This window comes from Flavobacterium sp., from assembly GCF_039595935.1.
Classification (GTDB): Bacteria; Bacteroidota; Bacteroidia; order Flavobacteriales; family Flavobacteriaceae; genus Flavobacterium.
The window spans coordinates 440,622-461,596 of the sequence record NZ_JBCNKR010000005.1; the positions used below are offsets into that span (position 1 = coordinate 440,622).

20 protein-coding genes are annotated in these 20,975 nt (G+C 34.3%); 8 read left to right on the top strand and 12 right to left on the bottom strand.

The features are described from left to right. Nucleotides 1-245: 245 nt before the first annotated feature. The gene (locus ABDW27_RS09360; protein WP_343695645.1) at nt 246-776 is read left to right on the top strand and encodes a porin family protein; all 531 of its coding nucleotides are present in this window, start codon (nt 246-248) and stop codon (nt 774-776) included. Between the two features lie 114 nt (nt 777-890). On the opposite strand, the gene obgE is transcribed toward ABDW27_RS09360, so the two are convergent. From obgE to hpt, 4 genes are all read right to left on the bottom strand, one after another. Then, a complete protein-coding gene (gene obgE / locus ABDW27_RS09365; protein ID WP_073418311.1) occupies nt 891-1,892 on the bottom strand; it encodes a GTPase ObgE in 1,002 nt (333 codons plus the stop codon). Between the two features lie 144 nt (nt 1,893-2,036). Further along, complete coding sequence (locus ABDW27_RS09370) at nt 2,037-3,311, bottom strand: hemolysin family protein (protein WP_343695646.1); 1,275 nt, start codon at nt 3,309-3,311, stop codon at nt 2,037-2,039. A gap of 198 nt (nt 3,312-3,509) precedes the next feature. After that, on the bottom strand, nt 3,510-4,082 hold the full coding sequence (locus ABDW27_RS09375; protein ID WP_343695647.1) for an adenylate kinase: 573 nt from the start codon (nt 4,080-4,082) through the stop codon (nt 3,510-3,512). A gap of 76 nt (nt 4,083-4,158) precedes the next feature. Beyond that, nucleotides 4,159-4,689 (bottom strand): hypoxanthine phosphoribosyltransferase, encoded by a 531-nt coding sequence (hpt, locus tag ABDW27_RS09380; RefSeq protein ID WP_343695648.1) that lies wholly within the window; start codon nt 4,687-4,689, stop codon nt 4,159-4,161. Between the two features lie 186 nt (nt 4,690-4,875). Here hpt and ABDW27_RS09385 point away from each other — a divergent pair, with 186 nt between their 5' ends. The 7 genes from ABDW27_RS09385 to ABDW27_RS09415 all read left to right on the top strand — a co-directional run bounded on the left by ABDW27_RS09385 (nt 4,876) and on the right by ABDW27_RS09415 (nt 13,862). After that, a complete protein-coding gene (locus ABDW27_RS09385; RefSeq protein ID WP_343695649.1) occupies nt 4,876-6,150 on the top strand; it encodes a sorbosone dehydrogenase family protein in 1,275 nt (424 codons plus the stop codon). Nucleotides 6,151-6,299: 149 nt separating this feature from the next. Continuing rightward, nucleotides 6,300-8,390 (top strand): TonB-dependent receptor, encoded by a 2,091-nt coding sequence (locus tag ABDW27_RS09390; RefSeq protein WP_343695650.1) that lies wholly within the window; start codon nt 6,300-6,302, stop codon nt 8,388-8,390. A 30-nt stretch (nt 8,391-8,420) separates the two neighbouring features. After that, nucleotides 8,421-8,972, top strand: coding sequence for a hypothetical protein (locus ABDW27_RS09395; protein ID WP_343695651.1), 552 nt, complete (start codon nt 8,421-8,423; stop codon nt 8,970-8,972). A gap of 215 nt (nt 8,973-9,187) precedes the next feature. Continuing rightward, nucleotides 9,188-10,342, top strand: coding sequence for a 5-(carboxyamino)imidazole ribonucleotide synthase (locus ABDW27_RS09400; protein ID WP_343695652.1), 1,155 nt, complete (start codon nt 9,188-9,190; stop codon nt 10,340-10,342). A gap of 107 nt (nt 10,343-10,449) precedes the next feature. After that, nucleotides 10,450-10,935 (top strand): 5-(carboxyamino)imidazole ribonucleotide mutase, encoded by a 486-nt coding sequence (purE, locus tag ABDW27_RS09405; RefSeq protein WP_111424354.1) that lies wholly within the window; start codon nt 10,450-10,452, stop codon nt 10,933-10,935. A gap of 114 nt (nt 10,936-11,049) precedes the next feature. After that, entirely contained in the window at nt 11,050-13,077 is a 2,028-nt protein-coding gene (locus ABDW27_RS09410) for a M3 family metallopeptidase (protein WP_343695653.1), read from the top strand. A gap of 125 nt (nt 13,078-13,202) precedes the next feature. Then, nucleotides 13,203-13,862, top strand: coding sequence for an ElyC/SanA/YdcF family protein (locus ABDW27_RS09415; protein WP_343695654.1), 660 nt, complete (start codon nt 13,203-13,205; stop codon nt 13,860-13,862). A 48-nt stretch (nt 13,863-13,910) separates the two neighbouring features. Here the strand turns inward: ABDW27_RS09415 and ABDW27_RS09420 are convergent, their stop codons facing one another. The 8 genes from ABDW27_RS09420 to ABDW27_RS09455 all read right to left on the bottom strand — a co-directional run bounded on the left by ABDW27_RS09420 (nt 13,911) and on the right by ABDW27_RS09455 (nt 20,895). Then, nucleotides 13,911-15,098: a hypothetical protein gene (locus tag ABDW27_RS09420; RefSeq protein WP_343695655.1), complete on the bottom strand. Its 1,188-nt coding sequence runs from the start codon at nt 15,096-15,098 to the stop codon at nt 13,911-13,913. An 18-nt stretch (nt 15,099-15,116) separates the two neighbouring features. Next, nucleotides 15,117-16,028, bottom strand: coding sequence for a glycosyltransferase family 2 protein (locus tag ABDW27_RS09425; RefSeq protein WP_343695656.1), 912 nt, complete (start codon nt 16,026-16,028; stop codon nt 15,117-15,119). A gap of 3 nt (nt 16,029-16,031) precedes the next feature. Beyond that, on the bottom strand, nt 16,032-17,294 hold the full coding sequence (locus tag ABDW27_RS09430; RefSeq protein ID WP_343695657.1) for a hypothetical protein: 1,263 nt from the start codon (nt 17,292-17,294) through the stop codon (nt 16,032-16,034). A gap of 15 nt (nt 17,295-17,309) precedes the next feature. Continuing rightward, nucleotides 17,310-18,122, bottom strand: coding sequence for a hypothetical protein (locus ABDW27_RS09435; protein ID WP_343695658.1), 813 nt, complete (start codon nt 18,120-18,122; stop codon nt 17,310-17,312). A gap of 249 nt (nt 18,123-18,371) precedes the next feature. Continuing rightward, nucleotides 18,372-18,947 carry a hypothetical protein gene (locus ABDW27_RS09440; protein WP_343695659.1) on the bottom strand — a complete coding sequence of 192 codons (576 nt, stop codon included), beginning with the start codon at nt 18,945-18,947 and terminating at the stop codon, nt 18,372-18,374. A 1-nt stretch (nt 18,948) separates the two neighbouring features. Further along, nucleotides 18,949-20,376, bottom strand: a complete 1,428-nt coding sequence (locus ABDW27_RS09445) for a radical SAM protein (protein WP_343695660.1) — start codon at nt 20,374-20,376, stop codon at nt 18,949-18,951. 75 nt (nt 20,377-20,451) lie between these two features. After that, nucleotides 20,452-20,622: a DUF1843 domain-containing protein gene (locus ABDW27_RS09450; RefSeq protein WP_343695661.1), complete on the bottom strand. Its 171-nt coding sequence runs from the start codon at nt 20,620-20,622 to the stop codon at nt 20,452-20,454. Nucleotides 20,623-20,718: 96 nt separating this feature from the next. Further along, on the bottom strand, nt 20,719-20,895 hold the full coding sequence (locus ABDW27_RS09455; protein ID WP_343695662.1) for a DUF1843 domain-containing protein: 177 nt from the start codon (nt 20,893-20,895) through the stop codon (nt 20,719-20,721). Nucleotides 20,896-20,975: the final 80 nt, after the last annotated feature.

Here is a 20,975-nt window from a genome sequence, read left to right on the forward strand (position 1 = left end):
AAAACATATTAAATAAATACGAATATGATTTTGCGAAATTCATAATTTATCAAAAAAGGAAAATTATTAGAATATTAAAAAATTAAAAACAATTAAAGTTATAAAACTTCAGATTAAATAAAATTTTAATTCTAAAATTTAAAATTAATTGTAAAAATTAACTTTCAATAATAAAAAAATAAATTAATCTATTTCTTACAAAATAATAATTCCTTTAATTTGCCATTCTAATTAAAAAAATAAAAATGAAAAAATTATTAGTTGCAGTTGTTCTGTTAGTAACAACTATGGTGAGTGCACAAAAGAACTCTATTTTATTAGGCGGAAATGTTGGATTTGGATCAGAAAAAATTGGCGAAAGTAAAATAGAAGCTTTCGAATTTTCTCCAAAAGTAGGATATCAATTTTCTGAAAACTGGACTCTAGGAGTTGAAGGTTCAATCTTGAATTATAAAGAATCTGGTTCTAAAAGAGAAGAAGCTTACAGAATTGGTGCATTTACACGTTACTCAGTGCCTCTTTCTGATTTATTTTCTTTCTACACTGATTTAGGAGTTGGATATCAAGAAAGAAGTATTGATAAAACTAAAGGAGTTTATGCTAGTTTAACGCCAGCATTATTCATTAACATGAAAAAAGGATTAGGTTTAAATTTCTCAATTGGAGGAGTTGGTTATGATAACCTTAGTGGAAAAGAAGTTTCAAGAGAACAGCGTTTCGGTTTTAATTTCGGAAAAACTTTAAACATTGGAATCTCTAAAAACTTTGGATTATAATTTTTGAGGATTTAAGTTAAAAAGTAAAATCCTTATACTTTTTGTTTTTTCGCGCAAAAAGTAAAAAACCCGACAATAAAATTGTCGGGTTTTTATATTTATAAAATAATGCTTTTATTCATTAAGCATTTTCCAAAGTTTATCTTTTAAATCTGTTAAACCTTGCTGTGCAACAGACGAGATAAGCATATACGGAACATCTTTAAAAGTAACATCTAATTCTGCTTTCAATTCTGCCTTTAACTCATCATCAAGCATATCGCATTTTGAAATCACCAATAGACGCTCTTTGTCTAACATCTCCGGATTATATTTTGTTAATTCATTAACCAAAATATCATATTCTGCTCTAATATCCGGCGTATCAACCGGAACTAAAAATAGTAAAGTCGAGTTTCGTTCGATATGACGAAGGAAATAATGTCCTAAACCTTTTCCTTCAGCCGCGCCTTCAATAATTCCGGGAATATCAGCAATTACAAAAGATTGAAAATCTCTGTAAGCCACAATTCCTAAATTTGGTTTTAATGTTGTAAACGGATAATCGGCAATTTTGGGTTTTGCAGAAGTTAAAACAGATAATAAAGTAGATTTTCCAGCATTTGGAAAACCAACCAGACCAACATCTGCCAAAACTTTAAGTTCCAGAATAACATCCATTTCAATTCCAAGTAAACCCGGCTGTGCATAACGAGGCGTTTGGTTTGTTGAACTTCTAAAATGCCAGTTCCCTAAACCTCCCTTTCCTCCTTTTGCCAGAATCTTTTTTTCTCCGTCTTCGGTAATTTCAAAAAGTACTTCTCCGGTTTCTTTGTCCTTTACAACAGTTCCCAGCGGCACTTCAATAATTTTATCTTCACCATCAGCACCAGTACTTCTGTCTGAACCTCCATCTCCACCGTGTCCGGCTTTAATATGACGCGCAAACTTTAAGTGAAATAATGTCCAGAGTCCTTTATTCCCAACTAAATACACATGTCCTCCGCGACCACCATCACCACCGTCGGGACCACCTTTTTCAATAAATTTCTCTCTATGTAAATGCGTAGATCCTTTTCCTCCTTTTCCGGAAGAAACATATATCTTAACGTAATCTACAAAATTTCCTTCTGTCATTTTTCTGAATTTCAGAGTTTAGATTTTAGATTTCAGATTGCTCTAAATTCTGTTCTAAATTCTATATTTATTTATTTTTCAGTCGCAGTCACAGTTTTCAGTGCAAATTGCGACTAAAAACTGTGACTGAAAACTATGTTTTATTTATTCTTTAAGCGCTTTCACCAAAACTTTATCAATCTTAACACCATCCATGTCGACAACTTCTAAAACGAATTTCTGCCAAACCAGTTTTTCTCCTTCTTTTGGAATATGAGAAAGCTCAGTCATAATCATCCCGCTTACGGTGTTTACTTCGTAATCATTTGTTAATTCGTCTAATTCAAAATAAGTTAAGAAATCATGCAATGAATAATGTCCGTCTACCATCCATGAACCATCTTCTCTTTCTACAAGCTGAAACTCATCTTTGTAAAACTCAGAAGCATCTCCAACTAAGGCTTCCAGAATGTCATTCAAAGTAATCATACCCTGAAAAACACCATATTCATCTGAAACTAAAGCATAATGAATTCCGGTTTGTTTGAAATTTTCTAAGGCCTTGTACGCCGTAGTCTGTTCCATTAAATAAGGTGCTTCAGATATTATAGATCCAAAATCGAAATTATCATTTTCAATATTGGCAAAAATATTTTTTAAGGTTGCAACCCCAACTATATCATCATAATTATCGTTGTAAACCGGATAAACTGCATGCAGATCCTGAACAACTAATTCTTTGATTTTACTTTTATCCGCTTTTAAAGGCAGCATATCAACCGATTTACGGTGTGTCATAAGAGAACTTACTTTTCTGTCTCCAATATGAAAAACACGCTCCACAATATCCTGCTCAATTTCCTGAACCTCTCCAACTTCGGTTCCTTCTTTGATAATAGCTTTAATTTCTTCCTCAGTAACTTTTCCGTCTGCTGTTGGTTTTATCTGCAAAACATTCAATAAAAATTCTGTTGAAGAAGTTAACAGCCAGATAAACGGCGCCGTAATAATCGAAATTACTTTCATGGGCATAGCCACCATTTTAGCAATCGCTTCCGGGTAATTCAGTCCAATTCTTTTTGGAAGTAATTCTCCTAAAACCAAAGAGAAAAACGTTAAAACTACAACTACAATCCCAACCGCGATTGAATGTGCATAAGGTTTTAAAACGGCAAAACCTGCAACGAATACCTCAACATCGGCAGTGATTTTATCACCTGAATAAATACCTGTTAAAATTCCGATTAAGGTAATTCCGATTTGTACAGTTGATAAAAATTTATTTGGCGAATTTGCCAGATCGAGTGCTGTTTTTGCACTTTTATTTCCTTTTTTAGCGGCAGTTTCCAATCTGTTTTTTCTGGCCGAAATAAGGGCAATTTCAGACATAGAGAAAACTCCATTTAATAGTATTAGAAAAAATATTATTAGTATTTCCAATGTTTAGTAGATTCGTTATTTGTTTGGTTCGTTGTATATTATGGTATTCTATTTTTTTCTCATCAATATCAGTAGAGAGAAAAGCCCGGAGTTAAAAAAACTAATTTTCTATCCCGAAATATTTCAGAATAGAAAAATAGTTTTTAATATTCCAGACTTTTTAAGAAACGTCAGCTATCCCGAATTCACGGGAAGCTTCTACAAATTATCTATAACCGACGTTAATCTCTGTGTGATTTCTTCGATAGTTCCGATACCGTTTACAGCATGAAACTTATTCTGCTCTTTATAATATCCAATTAACGGAGCTGTTTTTTCGTTGTATTCCTGATATCTTACACGGATTTTTTCTTCATCCTGATCGTCTGCTCTTCCGCTTGTTTTTCCTCTTTCAAGTAAACGTGCTACCAGGATTTCGTCATCAGCTTCTAAAGCAATAGTAGCTGTTACGCTAGAACCAATTGTTGGTAAAAATTTATCTAAAGCTTCAGCCTGATTAAGTGTTCTTGGGTATCCGTCAAATAAAAATCCTGCTGTATCCGGGTGTTTTTTAACTTCGTCAATTAACATTGCAGTTGTTACTTCACATGGAACTAATTCTCCATTATCCATAAAAACTCTTGCTTTTTTTCCTAGTTCAGTATCGTTTTTTAAATTAAAACGAAAAATATCTCCAGTAGAAAGGTGTGTTAAATTGTATTTTTCTTTTAAAAATTCTGCCTGAGTTCCTTTGCCTGCTCCAGGCTTTCCAAATAAAACAATGTTAATCATAGTATGTTTGAGTTGTGTGACTTCTTAAATTTTCAAAGAAGTTTAAAATGAATATATAGTTGTGTTTTGTTTAATATTATTCTGCTAATTTGTACACTTCGGTAAGGTTTCGTCCTAAACCATCATAGTCTAATCCGTAGCCCACAATAAATTTATTCGGAATTCTGATTCCGATATAATCTATCTTCATGTCTTTTTTATACGCCTCAGGTTTAAAGAACAAAGTAGCCACTTTAAAGTGTTTTACATTTTGTGCTTTAAACAAATGCTTCAATTCTTCGATTGTATTTCCGGTATCGACAATATCTTCTATTATAACAACGCTTTTTCCTGACAAATCCTGATTAATTCCGATTAATTCCTTAACCGAATTTGTACTTTCTGTTCCTTCATATGATGCCAATTTTATAAATGAAACCTCGCAAGGCTTTTTATATTTTTTCAGGAAATCGGCTACTACCATAAATGCGCCATTCAAAACTCCAATAAAAATTGGAGTATCATCTCCAAAATCATCTTCGACTTGTGCCACTAATTTGGTTAAAGCAAAATCAATTTCTTTAGCCGAAATAAACGGAACAAATTGTTTATCGTGAAGTTGTATCATTATTTTTAAATTTAAAATAATGGACAAAGATACAGAATTACAAACAATTTGCCCACATGAAAATAAATTGGCATTATTACTTTTTTGTGAATGTTAAATATCAGTTAATAATTACAAAATGTTTCTTTTCGGGACTTTTTATTTCACTAAATTGTTGTTGAATAATTATTTAACTCCAAAATACCAATGAAAAAATCCTTACCACTATTTTCTATATTATTGCTGGCTATAATGACGGCCTGCAACGGCCAAGTTAAAAAAGAAGAAAAAGAAGCGCTGGCAAAACAGCCCGGAAATGTTGTAAAAACTGCGATTGGCGATATTACGCTTCCTCCTCCATATGCAACAGAATCTAAAACTAAAAATAGCAAAGTTATTGGATGGCCAAAAGATAAAACACCAAAAGCTCCTGAAGGTTTTACAGTTACCAAATTTGCAGATGGTTTTGAAAATCCCCGTTGGACTTACATTGCGCCAAACAGTGATATTTTTGTTGTAGAAAGCGGAACCCGCGCCAGCAAAAATCAAATTACAGTTTTACGTGATAAAGACAAAGACGGAAAATTTGAAACCCGTGAAGTTTTTATAAAAGATTTAAATAAACCTTTTGGAATGCTGGTTTTAAAAGATTTTTTCTACATAGCGAATACCGACGGTTTATATCGTTATCCATACAAAAACAATCCTTTGAAATTAGAAACCAAAGGAGAAAAGATCCTTGAACTTCCAGCCGGAGGTTACAACAATCACTGGACAAGAAACCTATTGGCAAGTCTTGACGGAAGTAAAATTTATGTTTCTGTAGGTTCAGGAAGTAATAATGCTGAACATGGAATAGATAAAGAAGTGCGTCGTGCCGGAATTCTTGAAATTAATCCTGACGGAACGGGAGAAAAAATCTATGCCTCCGGGTTAAGAAACCCTGTTGGAATGGACTGGAATCCGGTTAATAAAGAGCTTTGGACGGCTGTTAACGAACGTGATGATCTGGGCGACGATTTAGTTCCGGATTATATTACAAGTGTTAAAAAAGATGGATTTTATGGCTGGCCTTATTCTTATTTTGGAAATATTCCTGATCCGAGAATGAAAGGCGAAAGAAAAGATTTAGTTGAAAAAGCCATTGTTCCAGATGTACCGGTTGGTCCGCATACAGCTTCATTAGGTTTGGCCTTTTACACCAAAGATGCTTTTCCTGCAAAATATAAAAACGGCGCTTTCGTAGGGCAGCACGGCTCATGGAATCGCTCAATAATTTCAGGTTACAAAGTTCTTTTTGTTCCTTTTAAAGATGGAAAACCGTCTGGAAAACCGGAAGATTTTTTAACCGGATTTATTTCTGATGAAAATAAAGCAGAAGTTTACGGACGTCCTGTTGCTGTAACGGTTATGAACGACGGATCGCTTTTGGTAAATGATGACAGCGGAAATACGATTTGGAAGGTTACTGCGAATAAATAAATTCTAAATCTATACAGATATTTTAAACACATAGAGACATAGATTTTTGCTTAAAAAGAAGTTGTTAAATAAATGAAACGCCTTTTTTGCCTCAATCAATGCTATGTTTCTATGTGTTAAAAAAACTACTTCTTTAATCCGAATCATTTATGATATCAAAAAAACATTGTTTTTTTCTTTTTGTGTTTTTTATTTTTAAGAATATCTGTGCGCAAGAAAAAGAAAGCAAAACTATTGATTCTCTTAAAACAGAAAAACTGAACGAAATTGTCATCAGTTCACTTCATATTAATAACAATTTATTAAACACTCCGGCTTCAATTGGCATTCTTTCCAAAAAAGATTTACTGCAAAATAACACAACTGATATTTCAACCGTAATCAATACAATTCCGGGTGTTTTTATGCAGTCTTCTAATTTTACTACAACCCGAATTTCTATTCGGGGAATTGGCGCACGAACTACTTACGGAACTAATAAAATCCGTGCTTTTTACGGCAGTATTCCTCTGACTTCCGGAAACAGCGAAACGGTTATTGACGATATTGATCTCGAAAACCTCAACCAAATCGAAATTATAAAAGGTCCGCTTTCGAGTGTTTACGGCGCAGGTTTGGGCGGCGCAATTTTGATTTCACCTCAGCTTTCTAAAAACGGAAATCAAAGCGCAGGAATAAGTTCGGTTTTTGGTTCTTACGGATTATTGAAAAATAGTCTGAATTTTAGTCTGGACGAAAAATCAGGAAGTTTAAATATCAGCTATCACAATTTAAAAACCGATGGCTGGCGTGAAAATAGTGCTTACAATCGTGAAGGAATTACACTTGCTGGAGAATTGTTCAGGAAGAAAAACAGCAAACTGACTTATTTTTCAAACTATACTTATTTAAAAGCTTTTATTCCGAGTTCGATTAACAAAACAACTTTTGAAAATAATCCAGAATCTGGCGCGCCAACCTGGGTTGCTTCAAAAGGATATAAAGAATACAAATCGACTTTGGGCGGATTGGCTTATGATTTTTCAATAAATGAAAATCTAAAAAATTCAACTTCTGTTTTTATCAATTATAAAGACAGCAACGAACCAAGGCCTTTTGATATATTGCGCCAATATACTTTTGCAACTGGCGCCAGAACACAATTTTCGGGAGATTTTAAAATCGGAAAAATCAAAAATAACTTTATTGCCGGAATTGAATATTTTACGGATACTTATAAAGGAAATACTTTCGAAAATCTGTATCAGCAAAATAATGGTTTGGGAAGTTTGCAAGGCGATCAGCTTACCGAAACAGGTCAGAAAAGACATTTCTACAATATTTTTTCTCAGTTGAGAACTTTGCTTTCGGAACAATTTGAAATTCAGGCTGGTTTAAATTATAACAAAACAAAATTTAATCTTGACAATTATTCTGAAAACACCAATCAGGATTATAGTTATGACGGAATATTTTCGCCGCAATTGTCTTTTCTTTTTAAACCAAATTCTTTAAAAACGATTTATTTTTCTGTAAGCCGGGGATTTTCTCTTCCGGCTACAGAAGAAACTTTGACAAGCGAAGGCAAAATCAATACCGATATAAAACCTGAAAATGGTTATAATTTTGAAATTGGCGGAAAGCTCTATTTTTTCAATAAAAATCTTTATACAGAAATCGCCGTTTACCGAATGGAAATCAAAGATTTATTGGTTGCCAAAAGAGTTGGCGACGATCAATATGTGGGTTTAAATGCCGGTAAAACTTTTCATGAAGGAATCGAAATTACCTTAAATCACAATTGGTCAATAAACCGTTTCTTTTCTCTCAATTCTTATTTGTCTGGATCTTTAGGAAATTATGAATTCAAAGAATTTGTCGATAACGGAAATGATTATTCAGGAAATAAATTAACCGGAGTTGCGGCTAATAAAATTAATGCCGGGATTACTTTTAATACAAATATTGGATTTTATTTTTCTGCCGATTATCAATTTGTGGATGAAATTCCGATGAATGATGCCAATACGGCTTTTTCGGATTCTTATAATCTAATTAACTTAAAAACCGGTTATCGTTTTGAGATTTTTCCAAAACTTACTACGCATTTTGCCTTTGGAATAAACAACGTAACGAATTCAAAATATGCTTCGTTAATACTCCCAAATGCTGTTGCTGTCGGAAATGCATCACCTCGTTACTATTATCCGGGGCTTCCCGTTAATTATTACGGAATTGTTTCATTAAATTATTTATTTTAGATGCTCGAAATCAAAATTACCTCCAAAAAAATGTTTTCTGAATTACAGCAAAAACTGGATTATGTAAGTGCCTATAGAGAAAATCGTCTAAAATGCGCTCAGGATATTCTTGAAAATCCTCATTTATTTAATGAATTAGTTGCTATTTGCTTTTCTCCCGAAGACAAAAACAATCATAAAGCCTGCTGGATTTTAGAATTTGTTTCTTACGAAGAATTACATTGGCTTCAACCTCATCTTGATTTTTTCTGTACGAACTTGAAAATTTTAAAAGACGAAAGTTCCATGCGTCCGATTGCAAAAGTAGTTCAGCTTTTGGTAAAATCACATTATAAGAAAAACGAAAACGGAATTCAACTCTCAGAAGAAAATCTTCAAGATTGCATTGAAGCTTCTTTTGATTGGTTAATTAATGATACAAAAGTCGCTACAAAAGCGTATTCCATTCGAACTTTATATGTTTTAGGAAATTATTACGACTGGATTCATCCCGAACTTAAAGTGATTATTGATAAAGATTACGCAGATCATTCTGCCGCATACAAAGCCGTAGCCAAAGAAGTTTTGAAGAAAATAAAATAGCTTTTTTGATCGCCACGAATTCACGAATTTTTATTAAATATATGCTAAAAAATAATTCGAGAATTCGTGGCAAAAAACTAAAATTAGAAAATCATTTTAATCCTTTTAATCTGTGGCAAAAATTAAAAAAATATAATTCGTGAATTCGTGGCTAAAAAAACTAAATTTTGGCTAAAAAAAGATTAAAAAGTATCTTTGCAAAAACACAACTCAAAATGAATTATTTTTCTTCTGATTTTAAATTAGGAATACTAGGCGGCGGACAATTAGGTAAAATGCTTTTATTCGATACCCGCAAATTTGATATACAAACTTATGTTTTAGATCCGAGTGACGAAGCGCCGAGTAAAATTGCCTGCAACAAGTTTTTTCAAGGTGATTTAATGGACTACGAAACCGTTTATAATTTCGGAAAACAAGTCGATGTTTTAACTTTTGAAATCGAATTGGTAAATCTTGAAGCTTTAACGCAATTGGAAAACGAAGGCTTAAAAGTATATCCGTCTCCAAAAACCCTAAAAGAAATTCAGAATAAAGGAACTCAAAAAGATTTTTATACAGAAAGTAATATTCCGACCGCATCGTACTTACGATTCGAAAGTCCGGCACATTTGCAAAAATCAGTTGGAAATAATGAAATCACAATTCCGTTTGTTTGGAAATGCACTGAATTTGGTTACGACGGAAATGGCGTAAAAGTAATTCGCCAAATTTCAGACATGGATGATTTACCAAATGTAGAATGTATTGCAGAAACTATGGTTCCATTCAAAAATGAATTGGCCGTAATCGTGGTAAGAAATCCATCTGGAGAAATTAAAACATATCCGGTTGTAGAAATGGAATTTCACCCAGAAGCCAACCAGGTTGAATATGTAATTTGTCCCGCAAGAATCGACGAAAAAGTCGCTGAAAAAGCCAGAGCAATTGCCTTGAATGTTTCGGAAAAATTCAATCACGTTGGACTTTTGGCAGTTGAAATGTTCCAAACTCAGGACGACGAAATTTTAGTTAATGAAGTTGCGCCTCGCCCACACAATTCAGGACATTATTCAATAGAAGCCAGTTATACTTCACAATTCGAAAATCATTTACGTGCTATTTTAGATCTTCCGTTAGGAAATACAGACAGTAAAGTTGCCGGAATTATGGTAAATTTAGTGGGAGCCGAAGGTCATTCTGGAAATGTGGTTTATGAAAACATCGAAACCATTTTAGGATGGGATGGCGTTACCCCGCATATTTATGGAAAAAAACAAACGCGTCCGTTTAGAAAAATGGGCCACGTGACAATCGTAAATGAAAACATGCAGGAAGCAAGACGAATTGCTGAGGAAGTTAAGAATACTATTAAAGTGATTTCTCAGTAATCAGTTTTCAGTCGCAGTCACAGTTTACATTTTAAAACTATAATATTTTTTTAAGTCTCAGAAATAACATGAAACCTGAAACTTAAAACTTGAAACAAAATAAAAACATGAGCAAAGTAGCTATTATAATGGGAAGCATCTCCGACATGCCAGTTATGCAGGATGCAATCGACATATTAAAACAATTTAATGTAGAAGTTGAAGTAGATATCGTTTCGGCACACAGAACACCGGAGAAATTATTCGATTTTAGTAAAAATGCCCACAATCGCGGTATTTCGGTAATTATTGCCGGTGCGGGCGGTGCAGCGCATTTACCTGGAATGGTGGCTTCAATGTCTCCACTTCCAGTAATTGGAGTTCCTGTAAAATCAAGTAATTCAATTGACGGTTGGGATTCTGTATTATCGATTCTGCAAATGCCAGGTGGAGTTCCTGTTGCAACAGTTGCTTTAAACGGAGCAAAAAATGCCGGAATTTTAGCAGCACAAATCATCGGAAGCCACGACAAAAAAGTTTTAGATACTATTATTTCTTACAAAGAAGAATTGAAAGCGGCGGTTAATAAAGCGGCTGAAGGTCTTAATAAATAAGTTAATTCCACAGAGATTCACAAAAGCAAACACAAAGCTTCACAAAAATTAATTTAAAAAACTTTGCGAAGCTCTGTGCCTTCTTAGCGAAACTTTGCGTAACACAACAACACTATGAGCGTTTTAACCCAATATTTCAACACCAAACATAACACAGCACCTTTTTCGCAAATTAAAATCGAAGATTACGTTCCTGCTTTTCAGGAAGGAATTGCTTTGGCAAAAGCAGAAATCAATGCAATCGTAAATAATCCGGATGCACCAACTTTTGAAAATACAATTGTAGCGATGGATTATTCGGGCGATATTTTAGATCGCCTTTCAAGTATTTTCTTCAATTTGAATTCGGCTGAAACGAATGACGAAATGCAGAAAATTGCTCAGGAAGTTTCGCCTTTGCTTTCAGAATTTGGAAATGACATTCGCTTAAATGCTGATTTATTTGCACGAGTAAAAGCTGTTTATGATCAAAAAGAAAGTTTAAATCTGAATGCAGAACAAACAACTTTATTAGATAAAAAATACAAAAGCTTCTCGAGAAACGGTGCCAATTTGCCAGAAGACAAGAAAAACCAATTAAGAGAAATCGACAAAGAATTATCGAAATTGAGTTTACAATTTGGCGAAAATGTTTTGGCTGAAACCAATAATTTCGAATTGCATTTGACAGACGAAAAAGACTTATCTGGTTTGCCTGAAGGAACTATCGAAGCGGCAAGATTGTTGGCCAAAAATCAGGAAAAAGAAGGCTGGATTTTTACTTTAGATCATCCAAGTTACGTTCCGTTTTTGACTTATGCAGATAATCGCGAACTGCGTAAAAAAATGGCGATTGCTTTTGGGGCAAAAGGTTTCCAGAAAAACGAATTCAACAATGAAGAAAACGTTTTAAAGATTGCTAAACTTCGTCATGAAAGAGCCAATTTATTAGGTTATAAAACGCACGCGCATTTTGTTCTGGAAGAAAGAATGGCCGAAAGTCCGGAAAAAGTTTTCTCTTTCCTGAATGATTTATTGGCAAAAGCGAAACCGGCGGCTCAAAAAGAGTTTGCAGAATTAACTGCTTTCGCGAAAGAATTAGACGGAATCGAACAATTAGAAAAATGGGACGGCGCATATTATTCTGAAAAATTAAAACAACAGCTTTTTAATTTAGATGATGAAAAACTGAAACCTTATTTTCAGTTAGAGAAAGTTTTAGATGGCGCTTTTACGGTTGCCAAAAAATTATACGGTTTAACTTTTACCGAGGTTTTTGATATCGATAAATATCACGAAGAAGTTACAACTTACGAAGTAAAAGATAATGATGGCAATTTAGTTTCTATTTTCTACGCTGATTTCTTCCCAAGAAAAGGAAAAAGAAACGGTGCGTGGATGACTTCATTCAAATCGCAATATGTAAAAGACGGTGTAAACGAAAGACCACATATTTCGAACGTTTGCAACTTTACAAAACCAACTGAAACAAAACCTTCATTATTGACTTTTAATGAAGTAACGACTTTATTCCACGAATTCGGGCACGGATTACATGGAATGTTAGCAAATACCGTTTATCCAAGTTTATCCGGAACTTCTGTTTACTGGGATTTCGTAGAATTACCAAGCCAGATTATGGAAAACTGGTGTTACGAGCCGGAAGCTTTGGCTTTGTTTGCGAATCATTATGAAACAGGAGAAATCATTCCGATTGAGTATGTGCAGAAAATTAAAGAAAGTGCGAGTTTCCAGGAAGGTTTGGCAACGTTGCGTCAGTTAAGTTTTGGATTATTGGATATGGCTTGGCACGGACAAGATCCAACTTCTATCACAGATTTAAAAGCTTTCGAAACAGAACAATTCGCCAACACACAATTGTATCCAGATGTAAAAGAAAATGCAATGAGTACAGCTTTCTCTCATATTTTTCAAGGCGGATATTCTTCTGGATATTACAGCTACAAATGGGCGGAAGTTCTGGATGCGGATGCTTTTGAATATTTCCATGAAAATGGAATCTTTAAAGAAGAGATTGCGAAAAAATTCAAAGATAATGTTCTTTCTAAAGGAGGAACAGAACATCCGATGACTTTATACAAACGTTTTAGAGGTCAGGAACCTAAACCTGAAGCTTTGTTGAAAAGAGCAGGATTGGTTTAGACTTTCTTAGACTTCTTAGAATATTAGACATTTTAGAAACCGAAGCAAAAAACGCTTCGGTTTTTTTATTTGATTTTACTTTAGTTATCTTCGCATTTTTGAATCTTAATCTTACAAAATAAGCCGTGAAAAAATATTTCAAAATCGTTCTTTACCTCGCAATTATCGGATTAATTGCAATAGTGTCTGTAAACTATTATGTCAAATCTTCGACTAAAACCAAGATTTATTATTCGGTAAAAAAGTTTCCTAAGAATGATGTGGGAATTATTTTTGGCGCTGGAATTAATGGAGATCAGCCGAGTAAATATCTTAAAGATCGTCTTGATGCGGGAATTTTGCTGTATAAAATGAAACGAATCAATAAAATTCTGCTTTCAGGAGATAATGGCCGTGACGAATATGATGAATTAACGGTAATGAAAAATTACTGTTACAATCATGGCGTTGATACCACAAAAATTTTTATTGATTATGCCGGTTTTGATACCTACTCGACCATGTATCGCGCGAAACATATTTTTAAGATTAAAAGAGCTACTTTAATTTCGCAGAAATATCATTTGAACCGCGCCATTTATATTGGAAACAAACTTGGTGTAAAATCAATTGGTTTTTCTGCCAATAATGGAGAATATCTAGGATATAATTATGTTTGTTTTAGAGAATATGGTTCTGTTTTTAAATCGTTTTTTGATGTTTTGAGAAATCGGGAACCTCATTTTTTAGGCGGTGAAATCAACATAAATGGTATCTCAAATTATTCAAAAGATGATAAACGATAAAGCTTTTTAAATATACTTTTTACTCTACTGAAAACAGTATAATAGATATTATCTTAAATCTAATAACTGAGGTGTTTTGGTTGTATTAGGATCCGTATACAAATCAGCTGCTGCGACCAGTAAAACTTCAACTTCCATAAATTTCTCATTATAGCCGAGACGTTCTTTTAATGCTTGTGTTTTTTTCAGGATAAAATCTGTTTTTTGGCCCTGTGGAATATTTTGTACGATTAGCATTTTAACGACTTCTTTAAAATCTTTACTGGATAGCTGGATCTGAAAAGAAATGGCTTCTCCGGCAAGAGAAACAAATTCATCGACATCATAATGCTGTTCACAGAGTATAAAGGATTTGGTTTCTCTGGATTTTAATTCCAGAAAAGGCTTTCCTTCTACTTCAACCCATCTTCCTAAATCGCCAATTGCATATCGAAAAACCGGAAATCTTTTTCGGAATGTATTGGTCACGGCAATGGTACCATATCCTTCTGTATCAGGATTTATTATTTCTATTAATATTCCTTTTATAACAGAAAATAAAGAGGGATTTTTAGAAGCATCCGACCATGCCCAGATTCCGGTTTCGGCAGAGCCATACATGGAATAAATCTGTTGGAATCCCAGTACTTTTTGTAAAAGCTTTTGTATTTCGGGTCTTAAAAACTCTCCTGCATATAATAGATTTTGTATTTGAAGTTTTTGATTTTTTTCCTGTAAATACTGTGCAAAACATAATAATTTGGAAGGTGTGCCCATTATAAAATCGGGTTTAAAATAACGAGCTGCCTGTTCCATATCCTGATAATCTGCATGTGCACTCAGTGCCAATGTGGTAGCCTGACATTTTTCTAAAATATCATCCATTATGGCCGCAGTTCGGTACATATCTGAATAGCCAAAAATATTGAGGGCTATTGTTTTAGAAGTAAAAAAGTTATTTCTAGTCAGTTCCTCCGCCATAGCCAAACGCTGATTGTGATTTTCCTGTATGTCTACCGGAAAAACCAACGGTTTTTGCGTACTTCCTCCTGAACGAACCAAATACACTCCTGTCTTTTCGTCTTGAAGATTGAACTTAGTATTTAAAATTGGTATTAATACTTTTTTGCTCAGCATGGGGGCGCTGGCTGCAGAATCATGCCCTTTATAAAATTCCGAATACAGAGAGTTTTGTTTGGTCCATTCAAAATAAGCCTGCAATTCAGTATGGTCGGTTTTTACGGTATTTGAATTCATAAAATCTGTTTTAATTAATCAGGCTCTTTTGTAGAAATAATACTTGTTTCTAATCAGGATTTTGGAATGGTTCAGCAGAAACAACGCTTTTTGCTGCCATGAAGGAAGTCGTTCCATCGCATGTTCAAACCATCGCTGAGATAACATTCCCATAAGGTACCTATCGTAAGGGTTACTGCTTTTATGATAGCGTTTTATAATAACAGGAATATCCAGTTCTTTCCAGCTGGCATAACTGATTCTTGACAAACTGCCTTCTACTTCTCTTACTTCAATGCAAATTTTATTTAGTAAACCGGCCCGAAAACCAACAGGCATATTTTTCAGTACGCGATACCAGAAGTCGATTCCTTCATTTAAGGAAACATTGGTTTCGTAACGAATGTTGTCGAGATATTTTTTTCTGATTATTACGTTACTGCCAACTCCCATAATAAAATCCGGCGAACTGATGCTGTGCAGTATATCTGGTATCAAAAAAAGTTCATCTGCTAAAGGGATGAGTTCTTTTTTAAAAGACTGAATAGCGGGAAGGTAATAACGTGACGGCACTAGTAAAATTCCAAGTACCAAAATGTCAATATTTTCCTGTTCCATAATCAATGCGGCTTGTTTTAAACAAGCAGGAGTATAACAATCATCTGCATCTAAAAAACTAATGAGTTCTCCTGATGCTTTTTCCATTCCAATATTTCTGGCATATCCCGGGCCTTTGTTTTCCTTTAGTTCAACAACCTCAACAGAGGTTTCTAAAAAATGAGTTTTAAAAAAAGACAGAGCATCATACAAACAGTCCAGACTTTTATCTGTACTGCAGTCATCTACAATAACAATCTGTGATGCTTTTTTCTCCTGAAAAGCCAGTGACCTAATGGTATCATAGATATATGCTTCTTTATTATAAAGAGGGATAACAACGGTATGTTTCATGATCTACTCTGCTATAGGATAAACTAAAGCTCTTCCCTGATGCACATTAACTACCGATTCATCTGATCCTCTGAATAAACCGGAACCATACGTTTTATTGTCTCTGCACAACAGCATGCCTACCAGATGAATCTGACGATTGTTTTCAATATCATTAAACTCTTTTTGGTCTACAAAATGCTGTATGACATATTTACTCCAGTTTTCCCTGATAATAGTTTCCCATTCCGAAGGTGTACAATCACTTTTTACATAGGCTCCAATTCCTCTTCCGCCGCTGTTTAGTTTTAAAATTAAATTCTGACTGCTCTTAATAAAAGCATCGCAACCAGAAGGTTCGGTAATAACGTAACTAGGAATCAGGAACTTTCTTAAAAAGTTATAATCCTCAGAACTTAAATAATCATTCATTATTTCAGAATCGTACATAACGGCCAGGACTCTTTTATCATGAATTAAAATTAAAGTTCTGATATCATTAAAATAGGAATTTTGCTCAATCAGTTTATCCATTACCTCGGGTTTTATTTTTTTTAACTCTTCCCGATCCATTTCTAATATAAATTGCGAAACCGATATTTCGTTTACACAAAGATTGTCATTAGAAATTTTCAGATCCTGAGGACGCACTGAAATCAATTCAACTCCCAGTTTTGCCAATTCTTTCTGAAGATAAAAAATCTCTGTGCCTTTTTCGTCATCATGAACAAACGCCGCTTTTTTGTCTGGAGTAAAATGATAATACAAATCGTCAATCAGTTTTTTTAAATCGTTTTGGTCTAAATCTACCTGATCTTTGATTGTATGTACTTCATGGCTGATCAGTTTTAGATAATAACTAATCATCCAGCCGTTTAAAGGATAACGTGCCCCAATCTCACAAATCTTGGGCTGATTACTGGTATCATATAAAAAATCAGGGCGGTAAAAACCCTGATTATATACTTTGTGGATGCATTTTTTTAATAACGCTTCAAGTTCTTTATCGAGCTGATAATAGTTTCGAATTCTCTCATCGTTAAAATAGTTTTCGACAATGGCTTTGCAGGCGAGGTTTAAAACCGAGCACAAACGTTCCATTTCACTATTGTATTCCGGAGACAATTTTACCGAAGAATTAGCAAAAAAATGACCTTCCAGTCCAGCTCCTTTCTGAAAATATTCAGGAAAAGACTCTTTCCATATTTTCAGTTTTTCCGGCTGATTCTGCCTGAGAATAATGGTATCAGAAACAAATAATTCTGTTTCTTGCTCTGTATGAATCATCTGCAGGAACATAAATTATATACTAACTTCTTCTATTTCCATTACATCTTCCATCACAGCCGATTTTTTATCCAGATAATCTTTGATAATTGGTTCCAGATCATATTCTTCCAGATTAACATTCATTGCTTTGGCATAATGGAAAATAGCACTGACTGCAAAAAAGAAATGATTTTTTTCTGTAGGCCCGCAGTGAACACTTATCCAGGCTAGTGTTTTATCTCTGTCTTCTTCAGAAAAGCCATAATCTTTAGTAAGCCAGGATTCGAATTTTGGAAGAATATATTCTACTTCACCATGTGTATAAATTTCATGAATTAAAGTAGTAAGCAGGGCGATCATGATGTCTTTATTTCGCAGTGAATTTTGATCTTTCCACGCTTTAAATTCGTAAGCACTTTGGTTTAAGTATTTACGTGAAAGCCAGTCATCGTCTGTACAAATATTAGTAGCCATTGTATAGAACAATTGTGAGTGCAGCACTCTTCCTACCACTGCTAAATCTTCGTCTACAATTCTGTTTAAACTTGTAATAGACTGTAAAAGGGCTTCTTTGTCTGCAATAGGCTGATTTTTATGAACCAGCATTGTCATACGGTTACTGATTCCGGCAACTGTCATGGCGCTGTTATTGGTTTGGCTCCAACTGTGAAAAAAAAGCTGTAAACGTTCTTTGTCCTGAACTTTTGAGGTTAATTGTTTGAAACTTTTTTCGATTTTTGAAAATGCTTCTTCCTGATTTGGAAGAAATTTTAATAGTTGATCTTTTAAATACGATTCTTCCATATCCTGAAGAACCGGAATAATAATTGAACTTAGATTTGTCATGATTGCTGGGGTTTTAGAGTTTATTTTTGATTTGTTTTTGGTTTGATATTTCTTCTGATTTAAAATCTGTTATAAACAGCAGAAATATTCTTTTGGTAAACTTATTCTTTAAGCAATTACAGATTTTAAAAAAATGCTATAAACACATTAATATCAGGTATGAGCTGGTTAATTTCTGTAATGAAAAATAATTATGATTTAGGTTTTGATGCTTTAAAAAATCTTAATGAAACAGACCTTTTTAATGGTTTAATTAAATTTGGAACGATAGTATTTAATTTTTCTAACCACATCAATATCTTTAAGATGGTATTGTTCTAACCATTCGGCTTCGTCAAAAAAATTACATCTGGATTCTGCAATTACGATGATCGGTTTCTGTAATGAAATCTGGTGTAGTTTATTTAATAATTCAGCGTATTGAAAATCGTAAAGAGGATTGTACAAATAAAAAATAGTTCCATCAGAAATATCCGTTTTTAAAATATCACCGCAAATTGCATCGGCATTTTTTATTTGCTCTTTTTCGATTAAACCGGCACAAACTTCATGTCGTTCTTTCAGAATTTCAATTCCTTTAAACTTCGCATTTGGATATTTTACAGCTCCATATAATATTATGTTTCCATAACCGGAGCCTAAATCATAAAATACGGTTTCGTTAGTTATTGCGATAGGATCAAAAAGATCAGATAAAAAACTGGAAGAACCATACCGATAAGAATTGAGGCCGTATTTAATTGTAATTTCAGACAGACTTAAGGATTCTTCAATATGATTAGAATACTTATCAATTTCTGATTGGATTTTTTCTAGCAGTTCCATATTATTTCATCATTAATAATTCTAATTTTTCAAGTGATCTTTTGGCTTTTTCCATTTTAACGGCGTACTCATCGTTTACTTTCTGGATATCGGCATTGCAGAAACTGCAGCAGGTTTCTTCTTCATAAACATAATTATCACAGCCATTACAAAGTTTAAGTGCTTTAGGTATGCGGGGAACTCTTTCTGTAAAATCAGATGCCTGAATTTCAGGAGCATTATGCGGTGACTGTACTTCTACTATTTCTCCTTTTTCATTTTCTACAATGATTTCAAACAGACCAATATCAAAAGACTGCCCCGGAGCTTCCTGTATTTTTCGAATACGTTCCTGAAGACCTTTTTTCTTTAGTTCCAAAGCACGATGGTGGCAAAACGGATTGTTTCCTCTTTTTCCAAAAAGTACAGAACTGGTCCAAGTGCATCCGGCCAGGCAGGAAGATTCATAATAACAGCCTTTACAGCCTCCCCATAATTCTTCTTTATTTCTGTATCGGGAAAAAACCATTTCTTCGCTGTATTTCCAGATATCTTCAAGCTTCATGTCTTTGACATTTCCGCCTGTATAACCGTTTGTAGGCAATGAAGGACATCCTTTTATTTTACCATCGGCTTCAATGCCAATTCCGGTATGACCGGCAGAACATCCTGTATAATATTTTTCATTACCCTGTCTCCAGATATGTTCGTAAGGACCAAAATAGCCAATGTTGTTTCCTGCCTGTATCAACACATTATGAGCCAGTGCTTTTCTGTATATTACAATGAGTTCTTCGTAAAAATCAATCAGCTCATAAGGCTGCAGGATCAGTTCATCTGAATGGTCTACGGCATTTCCCATTGCTACGGCCAGTTGTATCTGCCAGTTTCTGACATTATTTTCGATCAGGATATCAAGCAGTTCACTGAGTTCATTCTTGTTCAGCTTTGTAATTACCGTATTAACGCTTGAGGGCAGATCATAGGTTTTGAGCAGTTGCAGACAATTGATAACATGGTCAAACGAATCTCTTCGTCCACGAATTTTATTATGGGTATCCGGCAATCCGTCTAGTGAAACACCTATATTTCGTATTCCGGCTTTTTTAGCACTGCTGATTCTTTCCTCGTTTAAATTATAAGCTCCGGACTGCATAGAACATTCAATTCCGCTCTGGTTAATTTTTTCAATTATTTCCAGCCAGTCTTTTCTTAAAAAAGCTTCTCCGCCAATAATGGTGATTTCTCTTGTTCCCAAACGTTTAAGGCTGTCAATAACATCAAAACACTGTTCGGTAGTCAGTTCTCCGGGTCTTACTTTTCCGGCTCTGGATCCGCAGTGAGAACATTTTAAATTACAGGCAAGCGTTATTTCCCATACCACATGAACCGGGGTCGCTGTTCTGTAATCATCTCTTACTCTGTATCGTATAGAAGTCTTGTCCATCATAATTTATTTATAGTTAGTTTGTTATTTTAAAAAACGGTTTAAAAAGTAAACCTTCATAAACCGTTTTTCCTCAAATTACTTTTTAAGGCTTTCAATAGCCTCAAGCAGTTCTAACAATGCAGCGCTCAAGTCTCCTTGTTCTCTTACTGTTTGTTTAGCTTGTTCGGCCACTGCTCTCATTTTTTCTAAATCATTTGAAGCTATTGCTTCTCTGATTCCTGCTGCGTAAAGCATTACTACTCCCATAACATTTTGTTTTTTAGTTATTCCTACTCTTAAGGTTTTTCGGATTCCCCCTTGTTAGTCTGAACAAGACAGTTTGTTCTGTCAGGTTAAAACCTTTTATTTTTTGTTTTTAAGTTCCTCGATTGCTTCCAGCAGTTCTAGCAAAGCAGAGCTCAGGTCTCCCTGATCTTTTATAACCTGCTTAGCCTGTTCTGCAACAGCTTCCATTTTAGCCAGATCATTTGAAGCTATCGCTTCTCTGACGGCAACACCATAAGGCATCATTATTCCCATAACTTTCTTTTTTTAGTGATTAGCATCGTTTTGTTTCGAAAAGTTCTTCATAAAGAAAACCGTATCTCTTATGAAAGAAT

Excerpts from the sequence above, each read along its gene's own strand:
- ABDW27_RS09360 (WP_343695645.1), top strand. The coding sequence starts at position 246 with ATGAAAAAATTATTAGTTGCAGTTGTTCTGTTAGTAACAACTATGGTG.
- obgE (WP_073418311.1), bottom strand. The coding sequence starts at position 1,892 with ATGACAGAAGGAAATTTTGTAGATTACGTTAAGATATATGTTTCTTCC.
- ABDW27_RS09375 (WP_343695647.1), bottom strand. The coding sequence starts at position 4,082 with ATGATTAACATTGTTTTATTTGGAAAGCCTGGAGCAGGCAAAGGAACT.
- hpt (WP_343695648.1), bottom strand. The coding sequence starts at position 4,689 with ATGATACAACTTCACGATAAACAATTTGTTCCGTTTATTTCGGCTAAA.
- ABDW27_RS09385 (WP_343695649.1), top strand. The coding sequence starts at position 4,876 with ATGAAAAAATCCTTACCACTATTTTCTATATTATTGCTGGCTATAATG.
- ABDW27_RS09390 (WP_343695650.1), top strand. The coding sequence starts at position 6,300 with ATGATATCAAAAAAACATTGTTTTTTTCTTTTTGTGTTTTTTATTTTT.
- ABDW27_RS09395 (WP_343695651.1), top strand. The coding sequence starts at position 8,421 with ATGTTTTCTGAATTACAGCAAAAACTGGATTATGTAAGTGCCTATAGA.
- ABDW27_RS09400 (WP_343695652.1), top strand. The coding sequence starts at position 9,188 with ATGAATTATTTTTCTTCTGATTTTAAATTAGGAATACTAGGCGGCGGA.
- purE (WP_111424354.1), top strand. The coding sequence starts at position 10,450 with ATGAGCAAAGTAGCTATTATAATGGGAAGCATCTCCGACATGCCAGTT.
- ABDW27_RS09410 (WP_343695653.1), top strand. The coding sequence starts at position 11,050 with ATGAGCGTTTTAACCCAATATTTCAACACCAAACATAACACAGCACCT.
- ABDW27_RS09420 (WP_343695655.1), bottom strand. The coding sequence starts at position 15,098 with ATGAATTCAAATACCGTAAAAACCGACCATACTGAATTGCAGGCTTAT.
- ABDW27_RS09425 (WP_343695656.1), bottom strand. The coding sequence starts at position 16,028 with ATGAAACATACCGTTGTTATCCCTCTTTATAATAAAGAAGCATATATC.
- ABDW27_RS09430 (WP_343695657.1), bottom strand. The coding sequence starts at position 17,294 with ATGATTCATACAGAGCAAGAAACAGAATTATTTGTTTCTGATACCATT.
- ABDW27_RS09435 (WP_343695658.1), bottom strand. The coding sequence starts at position 18,122 with ATGACAAATCTAAGTTCAATTATTATTCCGGTTCTTCAGGATATGGAA.
- ABDW27_RS09440 (WP_343695659.1), bottom strand. The coding sequence starts at position 18,947 with ATGGAACTGCTAGAAAAAATCCAATCAGAAATTGATAAGTATTCTAAT.
- ABDW27_RS09445 (WP_343695660.1), bottom strand. The coding sequence starts at position 20,376 with ATGATGGACAAGACTTCTATACGATACAGAGTAAGAGATGATTACAGA.
- ABDW27_RS09450 (WP_343695661.1), bottom strand. The coding sequence starts at position 20,622 with ATGGGAGTAGTAATGCTTTACGCAGCAGGAATCAGAGAAGCAATAGCT.
- ABDW27_RS09455 (WP_343695662.1), bottom strand. The coding sequence starts at position 20,895 with ATGGGAATAATGATGCCTTATGGTGTTGCCGTCAGAGAAGCGATAGCT.